21 protein-coding genes are annotated in these 25,031 nt (G+C 75.4%); 16 read left to right on the top strand and 5 right to left on the bottom strand.

The window, feature by feature from the left end; all coding sequences use genetic code 11:
• Positions 1 to 200 precede the first annotated feature (200 nt).
• From RTG05_RS20620 to RTG05_RS20610, 3 genes are read left to right on the top strand one after another with little or no spacing between them, the layout of a single operon-like run.
• The gene (locus tag RTG05_RS20620; RefSeq protein ID WP_315912098.1) at positions 201 to 1,400 is read left to right on the top strand and encodes a pyridoxal-phosphate-dependent aminotransferase family protein; all 1,200 of its coding nucleotides are present in this window, start codon (positions 201 to 203) and stop codon (positions 1,398 to 1,400) included.
• Positions 1,397 to 4,318 carry an FAD-binding and (Fe-S)-binding domain-containing protein gene (locus RTG05_RS20615; RefSeq protein WP_315912097.1) on the top strand — a complete coding sequence of 974 codons (2,922 nt, stop codon included), beginning with the start codon at positions 1,397 to 1,399 and terminating at the stop codon, positions 4,316 to 4,318. Before RTG05_RS20620 ends, RTG05_RS20615 begins: the two co-directional genes overlap by 4 nt.
• Before the next feature lie 49 nt (positions 4,319 to 4,367).
• Entirely contained in the window at positions 4,368 to 5,294 is a 927-nt protein-coding gene (locus RTG05_RS20610; protein WP_166526663.1) for a diacylglycerol/lipid kinase family protein, read from the top strand.
• A 122-nt stretch (positions 5,295 to 5,416) separates the two neighbouring features.
• Here the strand turns inward: RTG05_RS20610 and RTG05_RS20605 are convergent, their stop codons facing one another.
• Entirely contained in the window at positions 5,417 to 5,857 is a 441-nt protein-coding gene (locus RTG05_RS20605; RefSeq protein WP_166526662.1) for an OsmC family peroxiredoxin, read from the bottom strand.
• 70 nt (positions 5,858 to 5,927) lie between these two features.
• The gene (locus RTG05_RS20600) at positions 5,928 to 6,371 is read right to left on the bottom strand and encodes a MarR family winged helix-turn-helix transcriptional regulator (RefSeq protein WP_166526661.1); all 444 of its coding nucleotides are present in this window, start codon (positions 6,369 to 6,371) and stop codon (positions 5,928 to 5,930) included.
• Positions 6,372 to 6,559: 188 nt separating this feature from the next.
• Between RTG05_RS20600 and clpB the strand changes: the two genes are divergently transcribed.
• A complete protein-coding gene (clpB, locus tag RTG05_RS20595) occupies positions 6,560 to 9,145 on the top strand; it encodes an ATP-dependent chaperone ClpB (RefSeq protein ID WP_166526660.1) in 2,586 nt (861 codons plus the stop codon).
• A gap of 67 nt (positions 9,146 to 9,212) precedes the next feature.
• Here clpB and RTG05_RS20590 read toward each other — a convergent pair whose 3' ends face one another.
• The gene (locus RTG05_RS20590; protein ID WP_166526659.1) at positions 9,213 to 9,818 is read right to left on the bottom strand and encodes a DUF4190 domain-containing protein; all 606 of its coding nucleotides are present in this window, start codon (positions 9,816 to 9,818) and stop codon (positions 9,213 to 9,215) included.
• Between the two features lie 236 nt (positions 9,819 to 10,054).
• Between RTG05_RS20590 and RTG05_RS20585 the strand changes: the two genes are divergently transcribed.
• The 8 genes from RTG05_RS20585 to RTG05_RS20550 all read left to right on the top strand — a co-directional run bounded on the left by RTG05_RS20585 (position 10,055) and on the right by RTG05_RS20550 (position 18,091).
• Positions 10,055 to 10,801, top strand: a complete 747-nt coding sequence (locus RTG05_RS20585; RefSeq protein WP_166526658.1) for a hypothetical protein — start codon at positions 10,055 to 10,057, stop codon at positions 10,799 to 10,801.
• Positions 10,802 to 10,866: 65 nt separating this feature from the next.
• Positions 10,867 to 12,534, top strand: a complete 1,668-nt coding sequence (locus RTG05_RS20580; RefSeq protein ID WP_208104693.1) for a molybdopterin-dependent oxidoreductase — start codon at positions 10,867 to 10,869, stop codon at positions 12,532 to 12,534.
• 97 nt (positions 12,535 to 12,631) lie between these two features.
• On the top strand, positions 12,632 to 13,312 hold the full coding sequence (locus RTG05_RS20575) for a fasciclin domain-containing protein (RefSeq protein ID WP_315912096.1): 681 nt from the start codon (positions 12,632 to 12,634) through the stop codon (positions 13,310 to 13,312).
• Between the two features lie 479 nt (positions 13,313 to 13,791).
• The gene (locus RTG05_RS20570) at positions 13,792 to 14,439 is read left to right on the top strand and encodes a fasciclin domain-containing protein (protein ID WP_166526657.1); all 648 of its coding nucleotides are present in this window, start codon (positions 13,792 to 13,794) and stop codon (positions 14,437 to 14,439) included.
• A gap of 121 nt (positions 14,440 to 14,560) precedes the next feature.
• The gene (gene pyrE / locus RTG05_RS20565; RefSeq protein ID WP_315912595.1) at positions 14,561 to 15,079 is read left to right on the top strand and encodes an orotate phosphoribosyltransferase; all 519 of its coding nucleotides are present in this window, start codon (positions 14,561 to 14,563) and stop codon (positions 15,077 to 15,079) included.
• A gap of 118 nt (positions 15,080 to 15,197) precedes the next feature.
• On the top strand, positions 15,198 to 16,550 hold the full coding sequence (locus tag RTG05_RS20560; RefSeq protein ID WP_315912095.1) for an FAD-dependent oxidoreductase: 1,353 nt from the start codon (positions 15,198 to 15,200) through the stop codon (positions 16,548 to 16,550).
• Between the two features lie 99 nt (positions 16,551 to 16,649).
• On the top strand, positions 16,650 to 17,684 hold the full coding sequence (gene fbaA, locus RTG05_RS20555) for a class II fructose-bisphosphate aldolase (protein ID WP_166526655.1): 1,035 nt from the start codon (positions 16,650 to 16,652) through the stop codon (positions 17,682 to 17,684).
• A complete protein-coding gene (locus RTG05_RS20550) occupies positions 17,684 to 18,091 on the top strand; it encodes a DUF3151 domain-containing protein (RefSeq protein WP_166526654.1) in 408 nt (135 codons plus the stop codon). The genes fbaA and RTG05_RS20550 overlap by 1 nt, the downstream gene beginning before the upstream one ends.
• Before the next feature lie 102 nt (positions 18,092 to 18,193).
• On the opposite strand, the gene RTG05_RS20545 is transcribed toward RTG05_RS20550, so the two are convergent.
• Complete coding sequence (locus tag RTG05_RS20545) at positions 18,194 to 18,811, bottom strand: hypothetical protein (protein WP_166526653.1); 618 nt, start codon at positions 18,809 to 18,811, stop codon at positions 18,194 to 18,196.
• Between the two features lie 63 nt (positions 18,812 to 18,874).
• Here RTG05_RS20545 and RTG05_RS20540 point away from each other — a divergent pair, with 63 nt between their 5' ends.
• Positions 18,875 to 20,164: an adenylosuccinate synthase gene (locus RTG05_RS20540; protein WP_166526652.1), complete on the top strand. Its 1,290-nt coding sequence runs from the start codon at positions 18,875 to 18,877 to the stop codon at positions 20,162 to 20,164.
• A gap of 9 nt (positions 20,165 to 20,173) precedes the next feature.
• On the opposite strand, the gene RTG05_RS20535 is transcribed toward RTG05_RS20540, so the two are convergent.
• Positions 20,174 to 21,196, bottom strand: a complete 1,023-nt coding sequence (locus RTG05_RS20535; protein WP_315912094.1) for a glycerophosphodiester phosphodiesterase family protein — start codon at positions 21,194 to 21,196, stop codon at positions 20,174 to 20,176.
• Between the two features lie 261 nt (positions 21,197 to 21,457).
• On the opposite strand from RTG05_RS20535, the gene purD reads away from it, so the two are divergent.
• From purD to RTG05_RS20520, 3 genes are all read left to right on the top strand, one after another.
• Positions 21,458 to 22,711, top strand: coding sequence for a phosphoribosylamine--glycine ligase (gene purD, locus RTG05_RS20530; protein ID WP_166526650.1), 1,254 nt, complete (start codon positions 21,458 to 21,460; stop codon positions 22,709 to 22,711).
• Positions 22,712 to 22,863: 152 nt separating this feature from the next.
• Entirely contained in the window at positions 22,864 to 24,171 is a 1,308-nt protein-coding gene (gene purB / locus RTG05_RS20525) for an adenylosuccinate lyase (protein ID WP_166526649.1), read from the top strand.
• Positions 24,168 to 25,028, top strand: coding sequence for a phosphoribosylaminoimidazolesuccinocarboxamide synthase (locus tag RTG05_RS20520; protein WP_208104691.1), 861 nt, complete (start codon positions 24,168 to 24,170; stop codon positions 25,026 to 25,028). The genes purB and RTG05_RS20520 overlap by 4 nt, the downstream gene beginning before the upstream one ends.
• Positions 25,029 to 25,031: the final 3 nt, after the last annotated feature.

The raw sequence follows: 25,031 nt of genomic DNA, 5'->3' as shown, positions 1-25,031 counted from the left end.
TGCGGGCGCCCGTCCTGTGTTCCACGCAGCGGAAATCGACTCCCGCGCACCGGGCATTCAAGTGATCACCAGCCGACGTGTCAACCGTCACAAGCCGCGTCCGGGACGGTGCACGGCAGTCCGGGAGGCGGGAGTACCGTCCCGCATCGTGGAGCCCGGCTGACCACGCCGGGCACGGTCTGCGGCGAGAGGGCGATGACGTGCCGACTGACATGCCGACCACGGCGGCGGGCGCGGGGACGGGCACCGGCGGCCGTCACTTCCTGCAGATCCCCGGGCCGACCAACGTGCCCGACCGCGTCCTGCGCGCCATGGACATGCCCACCATCGACCACCGCGGTCCGGAGTTCGCCGCGCTCGGCCGCGAGGTACTGGAGGCGGTCAAGGCCCCGTTCGGCACCACCAACCCCGTGGTCGTCTACCCGGCGTCCGGCACCGGCGCGTGGGAGGCGGCCCTGACCAACACGCTGTCCCCCGGCGACCGGGTGCTCTGCTTCGAGACCGGCCACTTCGCCACCCTCTGGCAGGACATGGCCCGCCGGCTGGGCCTGGAGGTCGAGTTCGTCCCCGGTGACTGGCGGCACGGCGTCCCGCCCGAGGCGGTGCAGGAGCGGCTGGCCGCCGACCCCGGTCACGAGGTCAAGGCCGTGATGGTCGTCCACAACGAGACCTCCACCGGCGTCACCAGCCGGGTCGGGGAGATCCGCGCGGCCATCGACGCCGCGGGGCACCCCGCGCTCTACCTGGTCGACACGATCTCCTCGCTCGGCAGCATCGACTACCGGCACGACGAGTGGGGCGTCGACGTCACCATCTCCGGGTCGCAGAAGGGCCTGATGCTCCCGCCGGGCATCAGCTTCAACGCGGTCAGCGACAAGGCCCTCGAGGCCGCGAAGGGCGCCCGGCTGCCCCGCTCCTACTGGGACTGGGAGCCGATCCTGGCGGCCAACGCCAACGGCTTCTGGCCCTACACCCCGGCCACGAACATCCTCTACGGCCTGCGCGAGGCGCTGCGGATGCTGGAGGAGGAGGGCCTGCCGAACGTCTACGCCCGCCACCAGCGGCACGCCGAGGCGACCCGGGCCGCCGTCCGCGGCTGGGGCCTGGAGGTGCTCGCGCTGGACGAGCGGGAGTACTCCGGCTCGCTGACCGCGATCCTGCTGGCCGACGAGCACGACGCCGACGAGGTCCGCCGGGTCATCCTCGAGCACTACGACATGTCGCTCGGCGCGGGCCTGGGCAGGCTGGCCGGCAAGGTGTTCCGCATCGGCCACCTCGGCCACTTCAACGACCTGATGCTCGCCGGCACGCTGGCCGGCGTGCAGATGGGCCTGGTCCGCACCGGCGTGAAGGTCGACCCCTCCGGGCTGCAGGCGGCGCTGGAGGTCCTGGGGCAGTGACGACGGCGCCCCCGCGGCCCTCGACGGCCGCCGCCGAGCACGCCGACCTGGGCGCGGAACTCCGCCGGGCCCTCGACGGCGAGGTCGCGTTCGACGACTACACGCGCCACCTATTCAGCCAGGACGCGTCCATGTACGCGATGACGCCGGCCGGTGTCGTCTACCCCCGGCACGCCGACGACGTGGTGGCCACCGTGCGGCTGGCCGCCGAGGCCGGGTTGCCGGTGCTGGCCCGCGGGGCGGGCACCAGCCTGGTCGGACAGACGGTCTCCCCGGGCGTCGTCATGGACCTGTCCCGGCACATGCACGCCATCACCGACCTCGACCCCGAGGGCCGGACGGCGCGGGTGCAGCCCGGCGTGGTGCAGGACGACCTCAACCGCGCGGCCGGCCGGCACGGGCTGATGTTCGGCCCGGACACCTCGACGTCCAACCGCGCCACGATCGGCGGGATGATCGGCAACAACTCCGCCGGCAGCGGGTCGCTGCGCTTCGGGATGACCATCGACCACGTCCTGGAGATGGACCTGGTGCTCGCCGACGCCTCCACCACCCGCTGGGGCGTGCTCGACGAGGCCGAGCGGGCCCGCCGCGCCGGGGGCGACTCGCTGGAGGCGCGCATCCTGCGCGGACTGCCCGGCATCGTGGCCGCGCACGCCGACGCGATCGGCACCGGCTTCCCCGCCTACTGGCGCCGCGCCGGCGGCTACCGGCTCGACCGGCTGGCCACCGCCCCGCCGTACGACCTGGCCAAGTTCCTCGTCGGCTCGGAGGGCACCCTCGCGGTCACCACCTCGGCCCTGGTGGGCCTGGTGCCCAAGCCGGCCAAGCAGGTGTTCGCCGTCGGCCACTTCCGGTCGGTGCTGGAGGCCACCGCCGCGACCGGGGACGCCCTGTCCCTCGACCCGGCCGGCGTGGAGATGATCGACAAGACCATCCTCGACCTGTCCCGGCGCAAGATCGAGTACGCCGGCCTCGGCCGGATCCTCGAGGGCGACCCCGAGGCGCTGGTGTTCGTGTCCTTCACCGGCGACGACCAGGACGAGTTGGTCGCCTCGCTGGACCGGCTGACGGCGCTGTGGAAGAGCAACGGGCACGGCTACGCCACCCTGCGCGCGGTCACCGCGGCCCAGCAGGCCGACCTGCTCAAGGTGCGCAAGTCCGCCCTGGGGCTGCTGATGGCGGCCTCCGAGGGCGCCCGCCGCCCGCTGGCCTTCGTCGAGGACACCGCCGTCCCCCCGGAGCACCTGGCCGAGTACACGGCCCGCTTCCGCGACGTGCTCGACCGGCACGGCCTGGAGGCCGGCTTCTACGGGCACTGCTCGGTCGGCTGCCTGCACATCCGGCCGTTCGTCGACCTGACCCAGCCCGGCCAGGTCGAGACGATGCGGTCGGTCGCCGAGGAGGTCAAGGACCTCGTCCGGGAGTACGGCGGGGCCAACTCCAGCGAGCACGGCGACGGCCTGGCCCGCAGCGAGTTCAACCGCGAGCTCTTCGGCGAGGAGCTCTACCAGGCCATGCGCGAGGTCAAGGCGCTGTTCGACCCGGCCGGGGTGATGAACCCCGGCAAGATCGTCGACGCCCCGGCCATGACCGAGCACCTGCGCGACGCCGACCCGCCGCAGCCCGGGCCGCTGCGCACCCGGCTCACCTTCGACGTCGTCGGCGGCATGTTCGGCGCCGCCGACCGCTGCATGAACATCGGCCTGTGCCGCAAGTCCACGACCGGCACCATGTGCCCGAGCTACATCGCCACGCGCATGGAGGAGCACTCCACCCGCGGCCGGGCCGGCGCGCTGGTCAAGGCGCTGTCCGAGGGCGACCCGCACACCGCGCTGGGCGACGAGCGGCTGCACGAGGCGCTGGACCTGTGCCTGTCGTGCAAGGCGTGCAAGAGCGAGTGCCCGCTGGGCGTGGACATGGCCTCGCTCAAGGCCGAGGCGCTGGCGCACAAGTACGACGTCCAGGGCGTGCCGCTGCGCGCCCGGGTGTTCGGCGCGATCCGCACGCTCAACAAGCTGGGGTCGGCGACGGCGCCGCTGTCCAACGTGCCCGGCCGGATCCGGCCGCTGCGGGTGATCCTGGACCGGCGCCTCGGGATCGCCCGGCAGCGGCCGCTGCCCCGCTTCCAGCGGGACAACCTGCCGCGCTGGTTCAGGCGGCACCGGCCGGCGGGCACGCCGACGCAAGGCCGGGTCACCGTGCTGGCCGACTCCTTCACCAGCTACAGCGAGCCCGGCGTCGGCAAGGCCGTCGTCCAGCTGCTCGAGCACGCCGGCTACGACGTCCGGCTGGAGAGCCGGGGCTGCTGCGGGCGGCCGAGCATCTCCAAGGGCCTGCTGGACGACGCCCGGGACAAGGCCCGTGGCCTGGCGGCCTCGCTGTGCGCGAGCGGCGCGGCCGACGGGCCGATCGTGGGCTGCGAGCCGTCCTGCATCCTCACCCTGCGGGCCGAGCACGTGTCCCTGCTGCCCGACGACCCCAACGTGCGGGCGGTTGCCGAGCGGGTGCGGCTGCCCGAGGAGCTGCTGGTCGAGGCCATCGACGCCGGGCGGCTGCGGTTGCGCGAGGACAGCTGGCTGGCCGGCCGCACGATCGTCTTCCACGGCCACTGCCACCAGAAGGCCGAGGCCGGCACCGCGGCCACCGTGGCGCTGCTCGAGCGCATCCCCGGGGCCACGGTGCAGGAGCTGGACGCCGGCTGCTGCGGCATGGCGGGGTCCTTCGGCTACGAGACCGAGCACTACGACATCTCGCTGCGGGTGGGGGAGGACCGGCTGTTCCCCGCCGTGCGCTCCGCGGCGCCGGACGCGGTGATCGCGGCGACCGGGACGTCCTGCCGCGAGCAGATCCACCACGGCACCGAGCGCACCGCCCGTCACCCGGTCGAGTTGGTCCTGGAGGCCCTGGACCGGTAGCCGTCCGCGAACCGGTTCGCTCACCGGCGCCCCCGGCTACGGTGCGCCGGTGAGCGGGACCCCTCGGCTGCTGGCGGTGGTCAACCGGGCCGCCGGCACCGCCGGGGACGACGCGGTCGCGGCCGCCCTGCGCGAGCTGCGCAGCGGGGCCGACGTGGTGGTGGCCGCGACCGGGTCACCGGCCGAGCTGGACCAGGCGATCGCCGGGCGCGACGGCCGGCGCCTGGTGGTGCTCGGCGGGGACGGCTCGCTGCACGCCGTCGCCCGGGCGCTGCACCGGGCGGGCGCCCTGGACCCCGCCGACCCGGTCGGCGTGGTGGCCCGCGGCACCGGCAACGACCTGGCGCGCACCCTCGGCCTGCCGCTGGACCCGGTCGCGGGCGCGGCCGCGGTCCTCGCCGGGGTGCCCCGGCCGCTGGACCTGCTCGACGACGACGCGGGCGGGCTGGTGGTGAACGTCGTGCACGCGGGGGTGGGAGCCCGGGCCGGCGCGCGGGCCGAGGCGCTCAAGGAGCTGCTGGGGGCGGTCGCCTACCCGGTCGGCGCGGCGCTGGCCGGGGTCAGCAGCCCGGGCTGGCCGCTCCGGGTGGAGGTCGACGGCCGGGTGGCGGTGCACCCGCGGGAGGGCTGGGCGGCCGACGGGACGCTCGAGCTGCTGATGCTCGCCGTGTGCACGGGCCGCTCGATCGGCGGCGGGACGCCGCTGGCGCCGGGCGCCGAGCCGGACGACGGGCTGGCCGACGTGGTGGTCTCCGCGGCGACCGGCCCGGTCGCCCGCGCGGCCTTCGCCGCGGCGCTGACCGACGGGGAGCACGTCGACCGGCCCGACGTGCTGGTCGTGCGCGGGAGCCGGGTGACGATCACCGGTGGCCCGGTCGACCTCGACGCGGACGGCGAGGTCGAGGAGGGGGTGGCGTCGCGGACCTGGCGGGTGCGGCGGCACGGCTGGTCGGTGCTCGTGCCGCCGCCCCGGTGACCGACCGGAACGGCCCTCCTGCAGGGGCCCGCCGCGAGCTCCTCCGGCCTCTCTGCAGGGGCCCGCTGCGAGCGTGCGAGCGGCGGGGGCAGGGAGGTCCTTCTCGGGGGGCAGGAGGGTCCTTACGCGAGCGCGGCGTCCAGCTCGATGTCGACGCCGGTGAGTGCCTTGCTGACCGGGCAGCCGGCCTTGGCCTCCTGGGCGGCCTTGTCGAACCCGGCTGCGTCCAGGCCGTCGACCTCGCCGCGCACGGTCAGCAGGATGCCGGTCAGCCGGAACCCGCCGTTGGCCTCGTCCGGACCCAGCGAGACGTCGGCCTTGACGTCCAGGCTCTGCGGCGTGCCACCGGCCTGGGCGATGTTGGCCGACAGCTGCATGGCGAAGCAGGCGGAGTGCGCCGCGGCGACGAGCTCCTCGGGGCTGGTCGTGCCGCCGGCGTCGTCGGCCGCGCGCTTGGGGAAGGACACCTCGTAGGTGCCGACCTTCGAGCTGGACAGCTCGACCTGGCCGGAGCCCTCCTGCAGGGTGCCGTTCCAGGCGGTGCGAGCGGTACGGGTGGGCATGGGACCTCCTCGGACGCGGGTGTGGACGTGCCCACCCTAGGGGGTTGCACACAACCCATCCCCGGGCGGCTCAGCCGGTCGCGACCCGCTCGGTGACCAGGTGCAGCTTGGCCTTGAGCTCGGTGAACTCCGCGCGGTCGAGGTCGAGGGCGCGGATGATCTCCTGCGAGATCGCGTCCGCCCTGTCCCGCAGCGCGCGGCCGGTGTCGGTCAGCGCGATGGACACCGAGCGCTCGTCCTCCACCCGGCGGTGGCGGGTGACCAGGCCGGCGGTGGTGAGCCGCTTGAGCAGGGGGGACAGCGTGCCGCTGTCCAGGGCCAGGCGGGCGCCGAGCTGGCCGACGGTCTGGTTGTCCTGCTCCCAGAGCAGCATCATGACCAGGTACTGCGGATAGGTGAGCCCGATCGCGTCGAGCAGGGGGCGGTAGCGCGCGGTCATCGCCCGAGAGGCGGCGTAGAGCGCGAAGCAGAGTTGGTCCTCGAGGACCGCGCTCGGTGCCGGGAGACGCGTCATCCTGCTCATGCTAGTGGTCCGGTGTCCGGCGACAGCCGGGGTTGCCCCCAGCGCCCCCCGCAGTGGTGAACGGACGTCGGGGACCGGGCGAGGTTGAGCGGAACAGGCTCAACCCTGGGCTCGTTGCACTGCTCGACACCGACGGCCGGCGCGTCCGGCCCCGCCCGAGAGGACTGACCCCAGAGACCATGCAGAGCAAGCTGACCACCCGTTCGCAGGAGGCGATCACGGCCGCCCAGCGGCTGGCGGTCGACCGCGGCCAGGCCGCGCTGGAGCCCCTGCACCTGCTCGCCGCGCTGCTCGAGCAGACCGACGGCATCGCCGGCCCGCTGCTCAGGGCCGTCGGGGCCGACGTGACCGACGTCCGCGCCAAGACCGAGGCCGCGCTGCGGCGGCTGCCCAGCGTCAGCGGCGCCACCGTGCCCGCTCCCGCGCCGTCCCGGGAACTGCTCCGCGTGCTGAACGCCGCCGGCGAGCAGGCCGGCGCGCTGGGTGACGAGTTCGTGTCCACCGAGCACCTGCTGGTCGGTCTGGCCGGGTCCGACGGCGAGGCCGCGGCGGTGCTCACCAGCGCCGGTGCCACCCGCGACGCGCTGCTGGCCGCCTTCCGCACCGTGCGCGGCAGCCGCAAGGTCACCACCGCCGACCCGGAGAGCACCTTCCAGGCGCTGGAGAAGTACGCCGTCGACCTCACCGAGCGGGCCCGCGAGGGCAGGATCGACCCGGTCGTCGGCCGGGACACCGAGATCCGCCGCGTCGTGCAGGTGCTGTCCCGGCGGACGAAGAACAACCCGGTGCTGATCGGCGAGCCGGGCGTCGGCAAGACCGCGATCGTCGAGGGCCTGGCCCAGCGGATCGTGGCCGGGGACGTCCCCGCCAGCCTCGAGGGCAAGCGGCTGATGGCGCTGGACCTGGCCAGCATGGTCGCCGGCGCCAAGTACCGCGGCGAGTTCGAGGAGCGGCTCAAGGCCGTCCTGCAGGAGATCACCGAGGCCGAGGGCGAGGTCATCACCTTCATCGACGAGCTGCACACCATCGTCGGTGCCGGCGCCACCGGCGACTCGGCCATGGACGCCGGCAACATGATCAAGCCGATGCTGGCCCGCGGCGAGCTGCGGATGGTCGGCGCGACCACCCTGGACGAGTACCGCGAGCACATCGAGAAGGACCCCGCGCTGGAGCGCCGCTTCCAGCAGGTCTTCGTCGGCGAGCCCTCGATCGAGGACACCATCGGCATCCTGCGGGGCCTCAAGGAGCGCTACGAGGTGCACCACGGGGTCCGGATCACCGACGCCGCCATCGTCGCCGCCGCCACGCTGTCCGACCGCTACGTGACCGCCCGGTTCCTGCCGGACAAGGCGATCGACCTGGTCGACGAGGCCGCCAGCCGGCTGCGCATGGAGATCGACAGCCGCCCGGTCGAGGTCGACGAGGTCGAGCGCGCCGTCCGCCGGCTGGAGATCGAGGAGATGGCGCTGGCCAAGGAGGACGACCCCTCCTCGGTGGAGCGGCTGGCCACGCTGCGCGCGGACCTCGCCGACAAGCGCCAGCAGCTCGACGAGCTCACCGCCCGCTGGCAGCAGGACAAGGGCGCGATCGTGCGCATCCAGCAGATCAAGGAGGAGCTGGAGCGGGCGCGGCTGGAGGCCGAGCGGGCCGAGCGGGACGGCGAGCTGGCCCGCGTCGCCGAGCTGCGCTACGGCCGCCTCCCGCAGCTGGAGAAGGCGCTGGCCGACGCGGAGGCCTCGGTCGCCGGCAGCGACTCCATGCTCAAGGAGGAGGTCGGCCCCGACGACATCGCCGAGGTCGTGCAGGCCTGGACCGGCATCCCGGCCGGCCGGCTGCTGGAGGGGGAGACCCAGAAGCTGCTGCGGATGGAGGACGAGCTCGCCGCGCGGGTCGTCGGCCAGCCCGACGCCGTCCGGGCGGTCTCCGACGCCGTCCGCCGGGCCCGCTCCGGCGTGGCCGACCCCGACCGGCCGACCGGCTCCTTCCTGTTCCTCGGCCCGACCGGGGTGGGCAAGACCGAGCTGGCCAAGGCGCTGGCGGAGTTCCTGTTCGACGACGAGCGGGCGATGGTGCGCGTCGACATGAGCGAGTACTCCGAGAAGCACTCGGTGGCCCGGCTGGTCGGCGCCCCGCCCGGCTACGTCGGCTACGAGGCCGGCGGGCAGCTCACCGAGGCGGTGCGCCGGCGGCCCTACACCGTCGTGCTGCTCGACGAGGTGGAGAAGGCCCACCCGGACGTGTTCGACGTCCTGCTGCAGGTGCTCGACGACGGCCGGCTCACCGACGGCCAGGGGCGGACGGTCGACTTCCGCAACACGATCCTGATCCTGACGTCGAACCTCGGCTCGCAGCTGATCGCCGACCAGTCGCTGCCCGAGGAGCGGCGCCGCGACGCGGTCATGGGCGTCGTCCGGTCGCACTTCAAGCCGGAGTTCCTCAACCGGCTCGACGACGTGGTCGTGTTCCGGGCGCTCGGCAGCGAGGAGCTGGCCGGCATCGTCGACATCCAGGTCGGCGTCCTGGCCCGGCGGCTGGCCGCCCGCCGCCTCACGCTCACCGTCACCGACGCCGCGCGGGAGTGGCTGGCGCTCAACGGGTTCGACCCGGTCTACGGCGCGCGCCCGCTGCGCCGGCTGGTGCAGTCGGCGATCGGCGACCGGCTGGCACGGGCGCTGCTGTCCGGGGAGATCCGGGACGGCGACGAGGTGGTCGTCGACGCCCCCGACGACCTGGCCGAGGCCGGGCTGACCGTCCGCCGCGGCTGAGCAGGACCACCCGGGTCGGGCGCGGGCCCGTCGACCGCACGTGCGGTCGACGGGCCCGCGCACCGCCTCACTGGCCGACGGACTCCTGGACGCACTGCTCGTAGGCGGCCTGGTCACCGGTCTGCTGGAGCTCCTGCAGGCAGTCGCCGGTGGTCTGCACCAGGAACACCGTGGCCACCAGGACGACGATCCCGAGCAGCAGACCGAGGATCCCCGTGACCAGACCGCTGATCGCCACGCCCCGGTTGTCGGCACGGCGGGCCCTCACCCGGCGCAGCCCGAGGACGCCCAGCACGATGGCGAGCAGGCCGAGGACGATCCCCGGCACCCCGGCGAAGAACGCTGCCGGCAGGGACAGGATGCCCAGCACGAGGGCCGCGATCCCGAGGCCGTTGGACTTCTGCGGCTGTCCGTACTGCCCGTAGGGGTCCTGCTGCGGGTAGCCCTGCGGACCCCCCGCCTGGGGGTACTGACCCTGCCCGCCGGGGTACTGCTGCGCCGGGTACGGCTGCGCGGGGTACTGCCCGCCGGGGGGCTGCTGTCCGGTGTAGGGCTGCCCCGGGTACGGCTGGGCGGGGTACTGCTGCCCGGAGCCGGAGGAGCCGGCGGGCGGCCCGTCCCCCCAGCCCGAGGGGCGCGAGGGATCCGGTGGCTGTCCTGGCGGCGTGGTCACGACCCGCAGCGTAGGACGCGCGCAGGTCCGCGGGACTCCGGATCGCCCGTTCGGGGTGCCTCCCCACGCCACCGCACCGGAGCCCGACCGGCCCGCGTGTCGCCGGCCGGCCGGTGGGCCGACGGGGCGAGCGCGTTGTCATCGTTCGGGTCTCGATCGACGTCCATCCCTGGCCGGGAGCCCCGCGGTGGGTCAACATCGCGCCGGACACACGCCCGGAGGCGAGGGAGCCAGCGATGACGTCAGGGCAGGGCGGCCAGGACCCGCAGCAGGGGCAGCCGCCGCAGGAGCAGCCGGGCTGGCAGGCGCCGCCCGGGCAGGGCTGGGCGCAGCAGCCGCCGCCGGACCCCGGCTGGCAGCAGCCGCCGGCCGGTCAGGGCTGGCAGGCCCCCCAGCAGGGGTGGCAGGCGCCTCCGCAGGGGTGGCAGCAGGGTCCGCCGCAGGGCTGGCAGCAGGGTCCGCCGCCGTACGGGTACGCCGCGGCCCCGTCGGCGCCCGGCGGCTACTTCTCCCAGGAGGCGCCGGAGCGGCCCACGACCGTGCGCGTCGGGCTCGGGGCCCTGATCGCCACGCTGATCCTGGGCCTCATCGCCTCGCTGGTGCAGTTCTCCGACGTCGACGGCCTGGTCGCCGAGCAGGTCGCGGTGGCCAACGACCCGGCCGTCACCGAGGACATCGTCCGCGTCGGGGTGGTCGTCGGGTCGGTGATCGGCCTGCTGGTGGTCGCCCTCCAGGCGCTGTTCATCTGGTTGGCCTGGAAGGGGCGCAACTGGGCCCGGATCGTGCTCTGCGTCCTCGGTGGCCTCAGCGTGGTCCTCGGCCTCGCCGGCCTGGGCGTGGCCGGTGCGGGCTCCGGTTTCCTGGACGCGCTGTCGGTGTTCTCGCTGCTGCTCACCCTCGTCGGGGTCGTCGCGCTGCTGCTGCGGCCGTCCACCGAGTGGTACCGGGCGATGACCGCACGCCGGCAGGTCGGCCTCCGCTGACCCATCGTGACCCGATCGTTACCGGATCGGTGAACCCGTAGCACGGCTGGTCGCGAAGACCGGACGTGACCACGACCGAGCAGGCCCCGGCCCCGGCGACCGGGCCGGACGAGCTCCCCCCGCGGGGGCGCCGTCCGCTGGCCGCCGCGGCCGGGCTGCTCTCCGCCGGCGTCGCCCTGGGCGTGGGCGAGCTGGTCGCCGGGCTGATCGGCCCCCAGGCATCCCCGGTCGTGGCGGTGGGCGACACGGTCATCACCCTCACCCCCGAGCCGGTCAAGGCGTTCGCGATCGCCACCTTCGGCGAGGACGACAAGACGGCCCTCGTCGTCGGCACGCTCGTCCTGATCGCCGGCTACGCCCTGGTCCTCGGCGTCCTGGCGCTGCGCCGTCGCCCGGTCGGGGTCGCCGGCATCGCGCTGTTCGGCGTCGTCGGCGCGGCCGCGGCGGTGACCGGGCCGGCCGGCGGCCCGCTCGACGCGCTGCCCGCCCTGGTCGGCGCCCTCGCCGGGATCGCCGCCCTGCTGGCCCTGCTGGCCCCGCTCTCCGTGCCGACCGGCGCCGCACCCGCCCGTCCCGTCGACGCCGCGCACGACGGCGGCCGGGCCCCGCTCGAGCGGCTGCGCGACGCGCTCGGCGCCGGGGACCGCAAGGGCGCCGGCCTGGACCGCCGCCGCTTCTTCCTCGCCGGCGGGGCGGCCGTGGGCACCGCGGTCGTCGCCGGTGGCGCGGGCCGGCTGCTGCTGCGCCGCTTCGACGTCGGCGGCGCCCGGGCCGACCTGGTCCTCCCGCGCCCGGCGTCACCGGCCGCGGCCCTGCCCGCCGGTGCGGACCTCGCCGGGACCGTCGACGGCCTGACGCCGCTGTTCACGTCCACCCGCGACTTCTACCGCGTGGACACCGCGATCACCGTGCCGCAGATCCGCCCGGCGGACTACCGGCTGACGCTGACCGGGATGTTCGACTCCCCGCGCAGCTACACCCTCGACGAGCTGCTCGGCCGCGACGACGTCATCGAGCGCGACGTCACGCTGACCTGCGTCTCCAACGAGGTCGGCGGCCAGCTGGCCGGCACGGCGCGCTGGCTCGGCGTCCCGCTGGGGGCCGTGCTGCGCGAGAACGGCATCCAGCCGGGCTCGGACCAGCTGGTCTGCCGCTCCTCGGACGGGATGACCATCGGCGCCCCGACCCGCTCGGCGCTCGAGGTCGAGGACGCGATGATCGCCTTCGGGATGAACGGCGAGCCGCTCCCGGTGCAGCACGGCTTCCCGGTGCGGATGCTCATCCCCGGCCTGTACGGCTACGTGTCGGCCTGCAAGTGGATGGTCGGCATCGAGGCCTCCACCTACGCCGCCTCCGCCGCCTACTGGACCCAGCGGGACTGGGCCGCCCAGGCGCCGATCAAGGTCGCCTCCCGCATCGACACCCCCGCGCCGCTGCGCGCCTTCCCCGCCGGACGCCGGCCCATCGCCGGGGTGGCCTGGGCGCAGACCCGCGGCATCTCCGCCGTCGAGGTCCGCGTCGACGACGGCGAGTGGCTGCCCGCGCAGCTGTCCCCGCAGGTCGACGCCGACCTGTGGCGCCAGTGGGTGCTGCCGTACGACTTCGCCCCCGGGCCCCACCAGCTGACCGTCCGCGCCACTGGCGCCGACGGCGAGCTGCAGACCGAGCAGCGGGCCACTCCCTTCCCGGACGGCGCCAGCGGCCTGCACTCCATCCGGGTCAGCGTCACCTGACCCCTCCTGACTCGCCTCGGCCCCCGGCCGCAGGCGCGGCCCCGACCTCCCCGGTCGGGGGCCACGACCCCGCACGACGACGACCAAGGAGCACCCCGTGAAGAGCACCCGCCTGACCCGCACCGCCCTGCTCACCGCCGCCTCGGCCCTGGCCCTGACCATGACCGCCTGTGGCGCCGAGGAGGCCGCGTCCGACGCCGCCGGCAGCGCGGGCAGCGCCGCCAGCAGCGCCGCCGGTGGCGGGTCCAGCTCGTCGGCGCCCTCCAGCAGCGCGATGCCCGTGTCCGAGGAGCCCTTCGGCGAGGGCTGCTCGGCCGTCCCCGCCGACGGTGAGGGCAGCTTCCAGGGCATGACCGACGACCCGGTCGCCACCGCGGCCAGCAACAACCCGGCCCTGTCCACCCTGGTGCAGGCCGTGACCGCCGCCAACCTGGGCGACACGCTGAACACCACCGACGACATCACCGTGATCGCCCCGGCGAACCCGGCGTTCGAGGCCCTCCCGGCGGGGACCCTGGAGACCGTGCTGGCCGACAACGCCCAGCTGACCGCGATCCTCACCCACCACGTGCTGCAGGGCCGGCTCTCCCCGGACCAGCTGGCCGGCGAGCAGACCGACATCAACGGCGACCCGGTGACCATCACCGGCTCCGGCGAGATGTTCACCATCGAGGGCACCGTCACCGGCACGCCGGCCTCGGTCATCTGCGGCAACGTGCAGACGGCCAACGCCACCGTCTACATCGTCGACCAGGTCCTGGCCCCCCCGGCCGCCTGATGAAGGACCCCTGTGCCCCCCACCCCTCGCACGCTCGGGGCGGGACCCTGCACGGGGGCCACCCGTCCTCCCCACCCCTCGCAGGCTCGGGGCGGGACCCTGCACGGGGGCCACCCGTCCTCCCCACCCCTCGCAGGCTCGGGGCGGGACCCGGGACGGGGCCACCCCTGCCCCCCGCCGCTCGCACGCTCGCAGCGGGACCCTGCAGGGAGGCCGCCCGTCCTCCCCACCCCTCGCAGGCTCGGGGCGGGACCCGGGACGGGGCCACCCGTGCCCCCACCCCCCGCACGCTCGGGGCGGGACCCTGCACGGGGGCCACCCCGCCCGCGCGGCGGGGACGTGGTGCGCCTGCTGCGGGCCGTCGTCCACCCGGACGGCGGCCCGCAGCGCCGTCGTGGGGCGCTGCGCCGCGCCGCTCCCGGGAGCGGCCGGCCCGGACGGTGATGATGTCGGCGCCCCCGACGAAGGAGCCCCGCCCCGTGACGCGCACCGCGATCCACCGCGCCCCGCTCGCCGCCGCCGCCGTGCTGGCGCTGTCGCTGCCCGGGTGCGGCTCCGACGTCCCGGCGACGGCGGGCAGCACCCCGGCGACGGCCGCCTCCGCCGAGGCCGCCCCGCCGGCGCCGACCGGCCCGTTCGGGGATGGCTGCCCCGCGCTGCCCGCGGAGGGGCCGGGCAGCGCGGCCGCCCTCGCCGGCGCCCCGGCGGCCACGGCCATGGCGACCGTCCCCGAGCTGGGCGCCACCACGGGGGCCGTGCGCGCGGCCGCGCTGTCCGCGTCCCTCGACGCCACCGCGGACCTCACCGTGCTGGCGCCGGTCGACGCGGCCTTCGCCGCCGTCCCGCGCGCCGCGCTGGACCCGCTGCTGGCCGACACCCCACGGCTGACCGCCCTGGTCACCCACCACGTCATCGCCCGGCGACTCACCCCCGGCGAGCTGGCCGGCACGCACACCACCCTCGCCGGCGGGCAGGTGACCGTCGACGGCGCGGGCGACACCTACACGATCGGTGCCGACCAGACGCTGCTCGGCGCTGCCGACGCGACGGTGGTCTGCGGCAACGTCGCCACGCTCAACGCCACCGTCTACCTCCTCGACCAGGTGCTCACCCCGCCGGCCGGCTGAGCAGCCGCGCCCGCTCACCGTCAGTAGGGTCGACGGAGTGCAGAAGGACCCCGACCCCCTCCACCCCTCGTCCCTCGGGCCGGGCCCCTGGAACGGGGCCGCCCACCCCGACCGCGACCGGCTGCTCGAGCTCGTCGTCGAGCTCGCCGTCGTGCACGGGCGGGTGACGCTGTCCTCGGGGCAGGAGGCGGACTGGTACGTCGACCTGCGCCGGCTCACGCTGCACCACGAGGGCGCCCCGCTGGTCGGGCGGGTGATGCGCCAGCTCACCGGCGACCTGCGCTACGACGTCGTCGGCGGGCTCACCCTGGGCGCGGACCCGGTGGCCGCGGCGATGCTGCACGCCGCCGCCGCGGGGGAGGGCTTCCTGGACGCCTGCGTCGTCCGCAAGACCGACAAGGCGCACGGCCTGCAGCGGCGGATCGAGGGCCCGGACGTCGCCGGGCGCGCGGTGCTCGTGGTGGAGGACGTCTCCACCACCGGCGCCAGCCCGCTGGCCGCCGCGGAGGCACTGCGCGAGGCCGGCGCGGAGCCGGTCGCCGTCGCGGTGGTCGTGGACCGCGGGGGGCGGGCCGCGGTCGAGGCGGCGGGCCTGGAGTACCGGGCCGCGTTCACCCTCGCCGACCTCGGCCTGCGCTGAGCCGACCGACGGCGGTGGCGTCGTACCGTGTGACGGTGTCCACCGTGACGACGACGCGGGGGGCCGGGCCCACCGGCGCTCCCGGCCGGGTGCTGCACCGGCGGCCGTCCGTGACCGCGTGAGCGCTGAGCGGCTGCTGGTCGTCGGCGGGGACGCCGCCGGCATGTCCGCGGCCAGCACGGCGCGCCGGCTGCGCCCGGCCGACGACCTGGCGATCACCGTCCTGGAGCAGGGCCCCGAGGTCTCCTTCTCCGCCTGCGGGATCCCGTACTGGGTGGGCGACCTCGTCGAGGACCGCGACCAGCTGGTCGCCCGCACCCCGCGCGACTTCACCGCCCGGGACGTCGACGTGCGCACCGGCACCCGCGCCGAGGAGCTCGACCTCGACGCGGGCACCGTGCGCACCAGCACCGGCGAGACGCTCGGCTTCGACCGGCTGGTGGTCGCCACCGGCGGGCGGCCGATGCGCCCGGACGTCCCCGGCCTGGACGCCCCCGGCGTGCACGGCGTGCATCGGCTGGCCGACGGCGCCGACATCCGCGCGGCGATCGCCGCCGGCGCCCGCCACGCGGTGGTCCTCGGCGGCGGGTACATCGGCCTGGAGATGGCCGAGGTGCTGCGGACCCGCGGTCTGGAGGTGACCGTGGTGCTGGCCGACTCCCTGCCCATGCCCCAGCTGGACGCCGACATGGGCGAGCGGGTGTGCAAGGCGATGGGCGACCTGGGCATCGACGTGCAGCCCGACCAGCCGGTGTGCGCCGTGGAGACCGGCGCGGACGGCGCGGCGCGGGCGGTGACCACCGACGCCGGCAGCTACCCCTGCGACCTGGTCGTCGTCGGGCTCGGCCTGGGCCCCGAGGTCGAGCTGGCCCGGGCGGCCGGCCTGCGGATCGGGGAGACCGGGGCCATCGAGGTCGACCGCAGCCAGCGCAGCCGCTCGCACGGCCACGTCCTCGCGGCCGGTGACTGCAGCGAGACGTTCCACCGGCTGACCGGCCAGGCGGTGCACGTCGCGCTCGGCACGCACGCCAACCGCCAGGGCCGGGTGGCCGGTTCGGTCGTCGGCGGCCGGGCGGCCCGTTTCGCCGGCGTCCTGGGCACCTCGATCACCAAGGTGGGCGACCTGGAGATCGGGCGGACCGGGCTGTGCACCGGGCAGGCCGAGGCCGCCGGCCACGACGTCCGCGCCGAGACCGTGGAGGAGACGACGCGGGCCGGCTACTACCCCGGCGCCGGGCCGATCGCGGTCAAGCTGGTGGTGGACGGCGGGTCCGGTCAGCTGCTCGGGGGTCAGGTCGTCGGCGGGCCAGGAGCCGGCAAGCGGGTCGACGTCCTGGCCACCGCGATCTGGGCCGGGTGGACCGCCGACGAGCTCGCCGACTGCGACCTGTCCTACGCCCCGCCGTTCTCGCCGGTGTTCGACCCGGTGCTGGTCGCCGCGCGGGTGGCCGGCCGGGCGGCCGGGGGGTGAGCGGCGTCCGGAGGGCCGGGTAGCGGGGTGTCGCGGCCGCCGACCCGGGCGCGATACTGACCGCCGGACCAGCGCCACCCCACACGAGGAGTGCCCCGCATGCCCATCGCGACCCCCGAGGTCTACGCCGACATGATCGACCGGGCGAAGGAGGGCGGTTTCGCCTACCCGGCGATCAACTGCACCTCCTCGGAGTCGGTCAACGCCGCGCTGCGCGGGTTCGCCGACGCCGGCAGCGACGGCATCATCCAGTTCTCCACCGGCGGCGCGGAGTTCGCCTCCGGCACCAGGGTCAAGGACATGGTCACCGGCGCGGTCGCGCTGGCGGAGTTCGCGCACGTCGTCGCCGAGCGGTACCCGGTCAACGTGGCGCTGCACACCGACCACTGCCCCAAGGAGAAGCTGGACTCCTACGTGCGCCCGCTGGTCGCGCTGTCCAAGGACCGGGTGGACGCCGGCCAGGCGCCGCTGTTCCAGTCGCACATGTGGGACGGCTCGGCCGTCGAGCTCACCGAGAACCTCGACATCGCCGAGGAGCTCATGGAGCGGTGCGCGGCGGCGAAGATCGTCCTGGAGCTGGAGATCGGCATCGTCGGCGGTGAGGAGGACGGCGTCGTCGCCGAGATCAACGAGAAGCTCTACACCGCCGACGGCGACTTCCTGCGCACCGCCCAGCAGCTCGGCCTCGGCGAGCGCGGGGTCTACCTGCTGGCGGCCACCTTCGGCAACGTGCACGGCGTCTACAAGCCCGGCAACGTCAAGCTGCGGCCCGACGTGCTCGAGCGCGGGCAGGCCATCGTGGCCAAGGAGTTCAACCTCGGGGACGGCGCCAAGCCGTTCAACCTGGTCTTCCACGGCGGCTCGGGGTCCGCGCAGGAGGAGATCCGCGAGGCGCTGTCCTACGGCGTCGTGAAGATGAACGTGGACACCGACACCCAGTACGCCTTCACCCGGCCGATCGCCGGGCACGTGTTCAGCAACTACGACGGCGTGCTCAAGGTCGACGGCGAGGTGGGCAACAAGAAGGCCTACGACCCGCGCACCTACATGAAGCTCGCCGAGACGAACATGGCCGCGCGCGTGGTCCAGGCGTGCGAGGACCTGCTGTCCGCCGGCCAGTCGGTGGGTTCCTGATGGGGCACCCGCACCACAACCTGCTCGGCGAGCCCCCGGCGACCCTGCTGCCGGGCGCCCCGGAGGCCGAGGCTGCTCTCGCCGCGGGCACCCCGGCGGCCGAGGTCGCCGCGGCCTCCCCGACGGTCAGCGCGGCCTGGGCGGCGCTCGCCGAGGAGGCGATCGGGGACGGCCGCACCATCGAGGCCTACGCCTACGCCCGCACCGGCTACCACCGCGGGCTGGACGCGCTGCGCCGCAACGGCTGGAAGGGCCACGGCCCGGTGCCGTGGTCGCACGAGCCCAACCGCGGCTTCCTGCGCTGCGTGACGGTGCTGGCCCGCGCGGCCGAGGCGATCGGCGAGACCGACGAGCAGGAGCGCTGCACCCAGCTGCTGCGCGACTGCGACCCCTCGCTCGCGCCGTAGGCGGGCCGCCCCGCGACGAGCACGCGGTTCGGGGAGCGACACACCGGCCGGAGTCCGCGTGTCGCTTCCCGGACGCCGTGATCGCGGGGGAGGTGGGCCCGGCTAGGGGTCCAGCCGCCAGCGGACGCGGTCGTCGGCGTACCAGGTCCAGCGGGTGACCGGCCGGGGGTGGGCGACGCCGTCGCGCACCACCCGGGCCGGGTCGCAGGCGACCTGCACCGCCCGCCCGCTGGTGCGCCGACCGGGCCGCAGCGGCAGCGTCAGCACCGTGACGTCGAGGGTGTCCACGGCCCCCCAGTCGGGCCGCACGTCGATCCGGGTGACCGGCCCGTCGGCGACCTTCACCGCGTCGTGGTGCGCCTGCGCGCCCAGCCGCCGCGCCAGCGGGCGGCGCCGGCCGTCCCCGGCCGCCTCGATGCGGCCGTGGTGCAGCAGGACTCCGCCGTGGTCGTCGCGGACCAGGCCGAGCTCCCGCACCGGGCCGCTGCCGAGGCCCAGCGCCCGTGCCAGGGCACCGGAGTCGCGGTCGCCGGCGGGCTCCCAGGAGACCGGGACGGCGGCGGTCCGCCCGGCCTTCCACAGCGCCGTGAGCACCGCCGCCAGCGCCGGCACCGGCCCGCGGACCAGCAGCGCGTCGGCCCCGGTGGCCGCGGCGACCTCGGCGCGCGCCGGCGCCTGACCCGGCGGCAGCCCGCGCAGGTCGACCTCGACGAGGGGCATGCCGATACCCTGCCACCTGCCAGCCGGTCCACCGCCGGTGACGAGTGAGGGGACGACAGCGAGATGCCGGCGATCGTGCTGATCGGCGCCCAGTGGGGCGACGAGGGCAAGGGCAAGGCCACCGACCTGCTCGGGGGGCGGGTGCCGTACGTCGTCCGCTACCAGGGCGGCAACAACGCCGGGCACACGGTGATCACGCCGGACGGCGAGCGCTACGCGCTGCACCTGATCCCCTCGGGCATCCTGACGCCCGGTTGCACCCCGGTCATCGGCAACGGCGTCGTCATCGACCCGGAGGTCCTCATCGGCGAGCTCGCCGGCCTGGAGGAGCGCGGCGTGGACACCTCGCGGCTGGTGATCTCCGCCGACGCGCACCTGATCATGCCGCACCACCGGGCGCTGGACCGGGTCACCGAGCGGTTCCTCGGCAAGCGCAAGATCGGCACCACCGGCCGCGGCATCGGGCCGGCCTACGGCGACAAGGTCGCCCGGGTCGGCATCCGCGTGCAGGACCTGCTGGACCTGTCCATCCTGCGGCAGAAGCTCGAGGGCACGCTGCAGGAGAAGAACCAGGTCCTGGTCAAGGTCTACAACCGCAAGGCCATCGACGTCGACGAGGTCGTGGCGGAGTACGCCGGCTACGCCGAGCAGCTGCGCCACCGCATCGCCGACACCCGGCTGCTGCTGGCCGACGCCCTGGACGCCGGCGAGTGGGTGCTGCTGGAGGGCTCGCAGGGCACCCTGCTCGACGTCGACCACGGGACGTACCCCTTCGTCACGTCGTCCAGCCCCACCGCGGGTGGCGCGGCGGCCGGCTCGGGCATCGGCCCCACCCGCATCGACCGGGTGGTCGGCATCCTCAAGGCCTACACCACCCGGGTGGGCTCCGGGCCGTTCCCGACGGAGCTGCACGACCAGTGGGGGCAGTACCTCCGCACCCAGGGCGGCGAGGTCGGTGTGACCACCGGCCGGGACCGCCGCTGCGGCTGGTTCGACGCCGTCGTGGCCCGCTACGCCAGCCGGGTCAACGGGATCACCGACTACTTCCTCACCAAGCTCGACGTGCTGTCCGGGCTGGAGACGGTGCCCATCTGCGTGGCCTACGACGTGGACGGCGTCCGGCACGAGGAGATGCCGATGACGCAGACGGACTTCCACCACGCCGCACCCGTGTACGAGGAGCTGCCCGGCTGGTCCGAGGACATCCGGGGCTGCCGCTCCTTCGCCGAGCTGCCGGTGAACGCGCAGGCCTACGTGCGCCGGCTGGAGGAGCTGTCCGGCGCACGGGTCAGCGTCATCGGCGTGGGTCCGGGCCGCGAGGAGAACGTCGTCCTGCACGACCTCATCGGCTGACCCGAGGGGCTACACGGCTCCCGACCGCGACGCCGCCGGCCTCGAGCGGGAGCTGTAGAGCTCCGCCCGTGCCGCCACGGCGATCTCCGGGGCGTCGGTGATCAGCCCGTCGACGCCGAGCGCCAGCAGCAGCCGGGCCTCGGTCCGCATGTCGCCGCTGCCGCTGGGGGCCGTGCCGCGGCGCAGGTGCCGGGGCAGGAAGGCGTTCTCCGGTCGCAGCGTCCACGGGACGACCAGCAGCCCGGCGCGGTGGGCCTGCGAGATGAGGCCGGAGACGCCGGTCATGGTCTGCTCGTCGTCGCGCAGCAGGATCCGGTGGCGGCTCGGGGCGATGCCCTGCGCGTAGGTGCTGACCTCCCGCAGCCCGGCTGGGGTCACCAGGTGGTCGTCCTCGCCGGCGTCGTCCACCAGCTGCAGCATCGTCGGCCCGCGGGAGCCGAGGTCGGCCCGCAGCTGGCGCAGCGCGGCGGCGTCGAAGGACTGCACGACGACGGTGCCGTCGGGGCCGGCCGAGCCCAGCCGGCGCAGCTCCGCGGCGACCAGCTCGGCCATCGGCACGCCGGCCTCGTGGTCGAACCAGCTGGGCTTCTTGAGCTCGGCCAGCACGCGGACCTGCCGGTCGGCGGTGGAGCGGCGCCGGGCGATCGCGACCACGTCGGCGAGGGTGAGGATGCCCTCCCGGTCGTCGTAGGTGGTGTTCAGCGGGCGCAGGGCCGGCATCCGCTCGACGGCGCGCAGGGTGCGCAGCTCGGCCAGCGTGAAGTCCTCGGTGAACCAGCCGGTGCGCTCGCGGCCGTCGACGACCCGGGTGGTGCGCCGGTCGGCGAACTCCGGGCGCCCGGCGACGTCGGTGGAGTGCGAGAGCTCGTTCTCGTGCCGGACGACCAGTGCCCCGTCGCGGCTGACCACGACGTCGGGCTCGACGAGGTCGGCGCCGAGGTCGATGGCCAGCTCGAAGCTGGCCGCGGTGTGCTCGGGTCGGTAGGCCGTGGCCCCCCGGTGTCCCACGACCACGGGACGGGCGGGGCCCATGGGCGCGAGTGCGGCCGTTGCCGCGGTCGCGTGCATGTCCTCTACAACACCCGAGGCAGGTGTCGGGACGGCGAACGCGCGCCGACGGGTCGTCCACGATCCGGCGGACAGCCCGCTGACCTGCGCCTCATCCGGTGCCACGTGTCTCATCTCACACACATCGGCCGGAGGGTCGGACTGCTTGAGGGCTGCGGCGCAGGGCCGTCCCCCACGGGGTCGGTCCGGCCCGGCGCCTGCCGCCGGTGGGTAGGGTCCGCGTCCGTGCGCGTGCTCGTCGTCGGCTCCGGTGCCCGGGAGCACGCCCTGTGCGTCGCTCTTTCCTCCGACCCCGCGGTCACCGCGCTGGCCTGCGCCCCGGGCAACGCCGGCACCGCCCGGATCGCGCAGGCCGCGGCGGTCGACGCCGCCGACCCGGCCGCGGTCGCCGCGCTGGCCACCTCCTGGGCGGCCGACCTGGTCGTCGTCGGTCCGGAGGTGCCGCTGGTCGCCGGCGCTGCCGACGCCGTGCGCGACGCCGGGATCGGCTGCTTCGGGCCGTCGGCGCAGGCCGCGCAGCTGGAGTCCTCGAAGTCCTTCGCCAAGCACGTCATGAGCACTGCCGGGGTGCCCACCGCCGGCTACTGGGCCGTCGGTGGGGCGGCGGAGCTGGAGACGGCACTGGACGAGGCGGGACCGCCGTACGTGGTGAAGGACGACGGCCTGGCCGCCGGCAAGGGCGTCGTCGTCACGACCGACCGGGACGCCGCCGTCGCGCACGGGCACCGCGTGCTGGACGCCGGCGGCGCGGTGCTGGTCGAGGAGTTCCTCGACGGCCCGGAGGTGTCGCTGTTCGCCGTCACCGACGGGACGACGGTGCTGCCGCTGCTGCCCGCCCAGGACGCCAAGCGCCGCGACGACGGCGACGCCGGCCCCAACACCGGCGGGATGGGCGCCTACGCCCCGCTGCCGTGGGCGCCCGCCGGCCTCGTCGAGGAGGCGCGGGCCACGGTGCTGCAGCCGACCGTCGACGAGATGGCCCGCCGGGGCGAGCCCTTCTCCGGCCTGCTCTACGCGGGCCTGGCGCTGACCTCGCGCGGGTTGCGGGTGGTGGAGTTCAACGCCCGCTTCGGCGACCCCGAGACCCAGGTGGTGCTGCCGCTGCTGGAGACGCCGCTGGCCGGGCTGCTGCAGGCCGCGGCCACCGGCACGCTGGCCGGGCACCCGCCGCTGCGCTGGCTCGACGGGGCGGCGGTCACCGTCGTGGTCGCCGCGCCGGGCTATCCGGAGCGGCCGCGCACCGGCGACCCGGTCACCGGTGCCGACGGCGAGGGCGTGCTGCACGCGGGCACCACGGTGGACGCCGAGGGCACCGTCCGCTCCGCCGGCGGGCGCGTGCTCGCGGTCACCGCCGTCGGCGCGGACCTCGCCGCCGCCCGGCAGTCGGCCTACGAGCGGGTGGCCGCCGTCCGGCTGGCCGGCGCGCACTGGCGCACCGACATCGCGCTGGCCGCGGTCGAGGGGCGGATCACGGTCTGAGAGCACCGACCGTGCCCTGCGGTGGCCGGCCTCGCGCTGCAGCACGAGGTCGGCCACCGCACGGGAGGGTCCGCGGCCGCGGGGTGGGGGCCTTGGGTCCCCTGGCCGGCCGCGAGGGAGACTGGGCCCGTGGTGCGACGAGCGGACGAGCGGTGATCGAGCGGTACACGCTCCCGGAGATGGGGCGGGTCTGGAGCGACGAGCACAAGTACGAGCTGTGGTGCCGGGTGGAGACCCTGGTGCTCGAGGCGCACGCCGCCGCCGGGCGGGTGCCCGCCGAGGTGGTGCCGCCGGTGCGCGACGCGCCGCCGCCCACGCCGGAGCGGGTCGCCGAGATCGAGGAGACCACGCAGCACGACGTCATCGCCTTCCTCACCGCCTGGGCGGACAACACCGAGCCCCGGTCGGCGGCCGCCTACGTCCACCACGGCATGACGTCGTCGGACCTGCTGGACACCGCGCTGGCCGTCCAGCTCACCGAGGCCACCGACCTGCTGCTCGGCCGCTTGGACCGGCTGGTCGCCGTGCTGCGCGACCACGCGCTGGCCCACCGCGACACCATCCGGGTCGGGCGCACCCACGGTGTGCACGCCGAGCCCGACGTGTGGGGCCACCGGGTCGCCGACCTCGCCTTCGCCGCCGCCCGGTCGCGGGACCGGCTGCGGGCCGCGCGCGGACGGGTCGGCGTGGTCGCCATCTCCGGCGCGGTCGGCACGTACTCCCTCGTCGACCCCTCGGTCGAGGCCGCCGTCGCCGCCGCGCTGGACCTCACGCCCGCCGACGCCTCCACCCAGGTGGTGCTGCGCGACTCGATCAGCGAGTGGGTCGCCTGCCTGGCGATCGTGGCCACCGTCTGCGAGACGGTGGCCCTGGAGGTCCGGCACGGGCAGCGCACCGAGGTGCGCGAGCTGTCGGAGGCCTTCGGGTCCGGGCAGAAGGGCTCGTCGGCGATGCCGCACAAGAAGAACCCGATCCGGTCCGAGCGCATCGCCGGGCTGGCCCGGGTGGTGCGCGCCGCTGTCGTCCCGGTGATGGAGGGCATCCCGCTATGGCACGAGCGGGACATCTCGCACTCCTCGACCGAGCGGGTGTTCCTGCCCGACGCCGCGGTCACCACCGACTACCTGCTGCACCTGACCACCGGTCTGGTGGAGGGCCTGGTGGTGGACGCCGGCCGGATGCGGGCGAACCTAGAGTCCACCGGCGGGCTGATCTACACCTCCGCGGTGCTGCTGGAGCTGGTCGAGGGCGGGGCGTCGCGGGAGGACGCCTACGCGCTGGTGCAGTCGGCGGCGATGGAGACCTGGACCAGCGGCACGCCGTTCCGCGAGACGCTGCGGGGGCGGGCCAAGGACGCCGGAGTCGACCTGGACGAGGCCCGGCTGGACGACATCTGCCGGCCCGAGCGGTACGTGGCCGCCCTCGGCCCGCTGTTCGACCGCGTGGCGGCCCTGGCGTGACCCTGTCGCTGCCCCTGGTGGCCCGCGGCAAGGTGCGCGAGGTCTACGAGGCCGGGCCCGGCCGGCTGCTGCTGGTGGCGTCGGACCGGATCTCCGCCTACGACGCCGTGCTGCCCACGCCCATCCCGGACAAGGGCCGGGTGCTCACCGCGCTGTCGGTGTGGTGGTTCGAGCAGCTGGCGCCGGTGCTGGCCGAGTTCGGCGCCACCCACCACCTGCTCTCGGCCACGGACGTACCGGACGCCGTCGCGGGCCGCGCGGTGCTGGTGCGGCGGCTGGAGATGCTGCCGGTGGAGTGCGTGGCGCGCGGCTACCTGTCCGGGTCGGGGACGGCGGAGTACCGGCGGACCGGGTCCATCCGGGACGTCGAGCTGCCGGCCGGGCTGGTCGAGGGCTCGCAGCTGCCCGAGCCGGTGTTCACGCCGTCCACCAAGGCCGCGCCGGGTGAGCACGACCAGGCCGTCGACTTCGCCGACGTCGTCGCCGCGGTGGGCGCCGAGCGGGCCGGCCGGTTGCGCGAGCTGACCCTGGCGCTCTACCGGCGCGGTGCGGAGGTCGCCCGGGACGCCGGCATCCTGCTGGCCGACACCAAGGTCGAGTTCGGTCTCGACTCCTCCGGGCTGGTCCTCGGCGACGAGGTGCTCACCCCTGACTCCTCGCGCTTCTGGCCGGCGACGCTGTGGTCACCCGGCGACGTCCAGCCCTCCTACGACAAGCAGTACGTCCGCGACTGGCTGACCTCCTCCGGCTGGGACCGGGTGTCCCCACCGCCGGAGCTGCCCGCCGACGTGGTGGAGGCCACCCGCGAGCGCTACGTGACCGCCTACGAGCGGCTGACCGGCACCCCGTTCCGCTGATCG

The organism is Geodermatophilus sp. DSM 44513, assembly GCF_032460525.1.
Taxonomy (GTDB): domain Bacteria; phylum Actinomycetota; class Actinomycetes; order Mycobacteriales; family Geodermatophilaceae; genus Geodermatophilus.
This window is presented reverse-complemented; position numbering and strand designations above follow the sequence as displayed.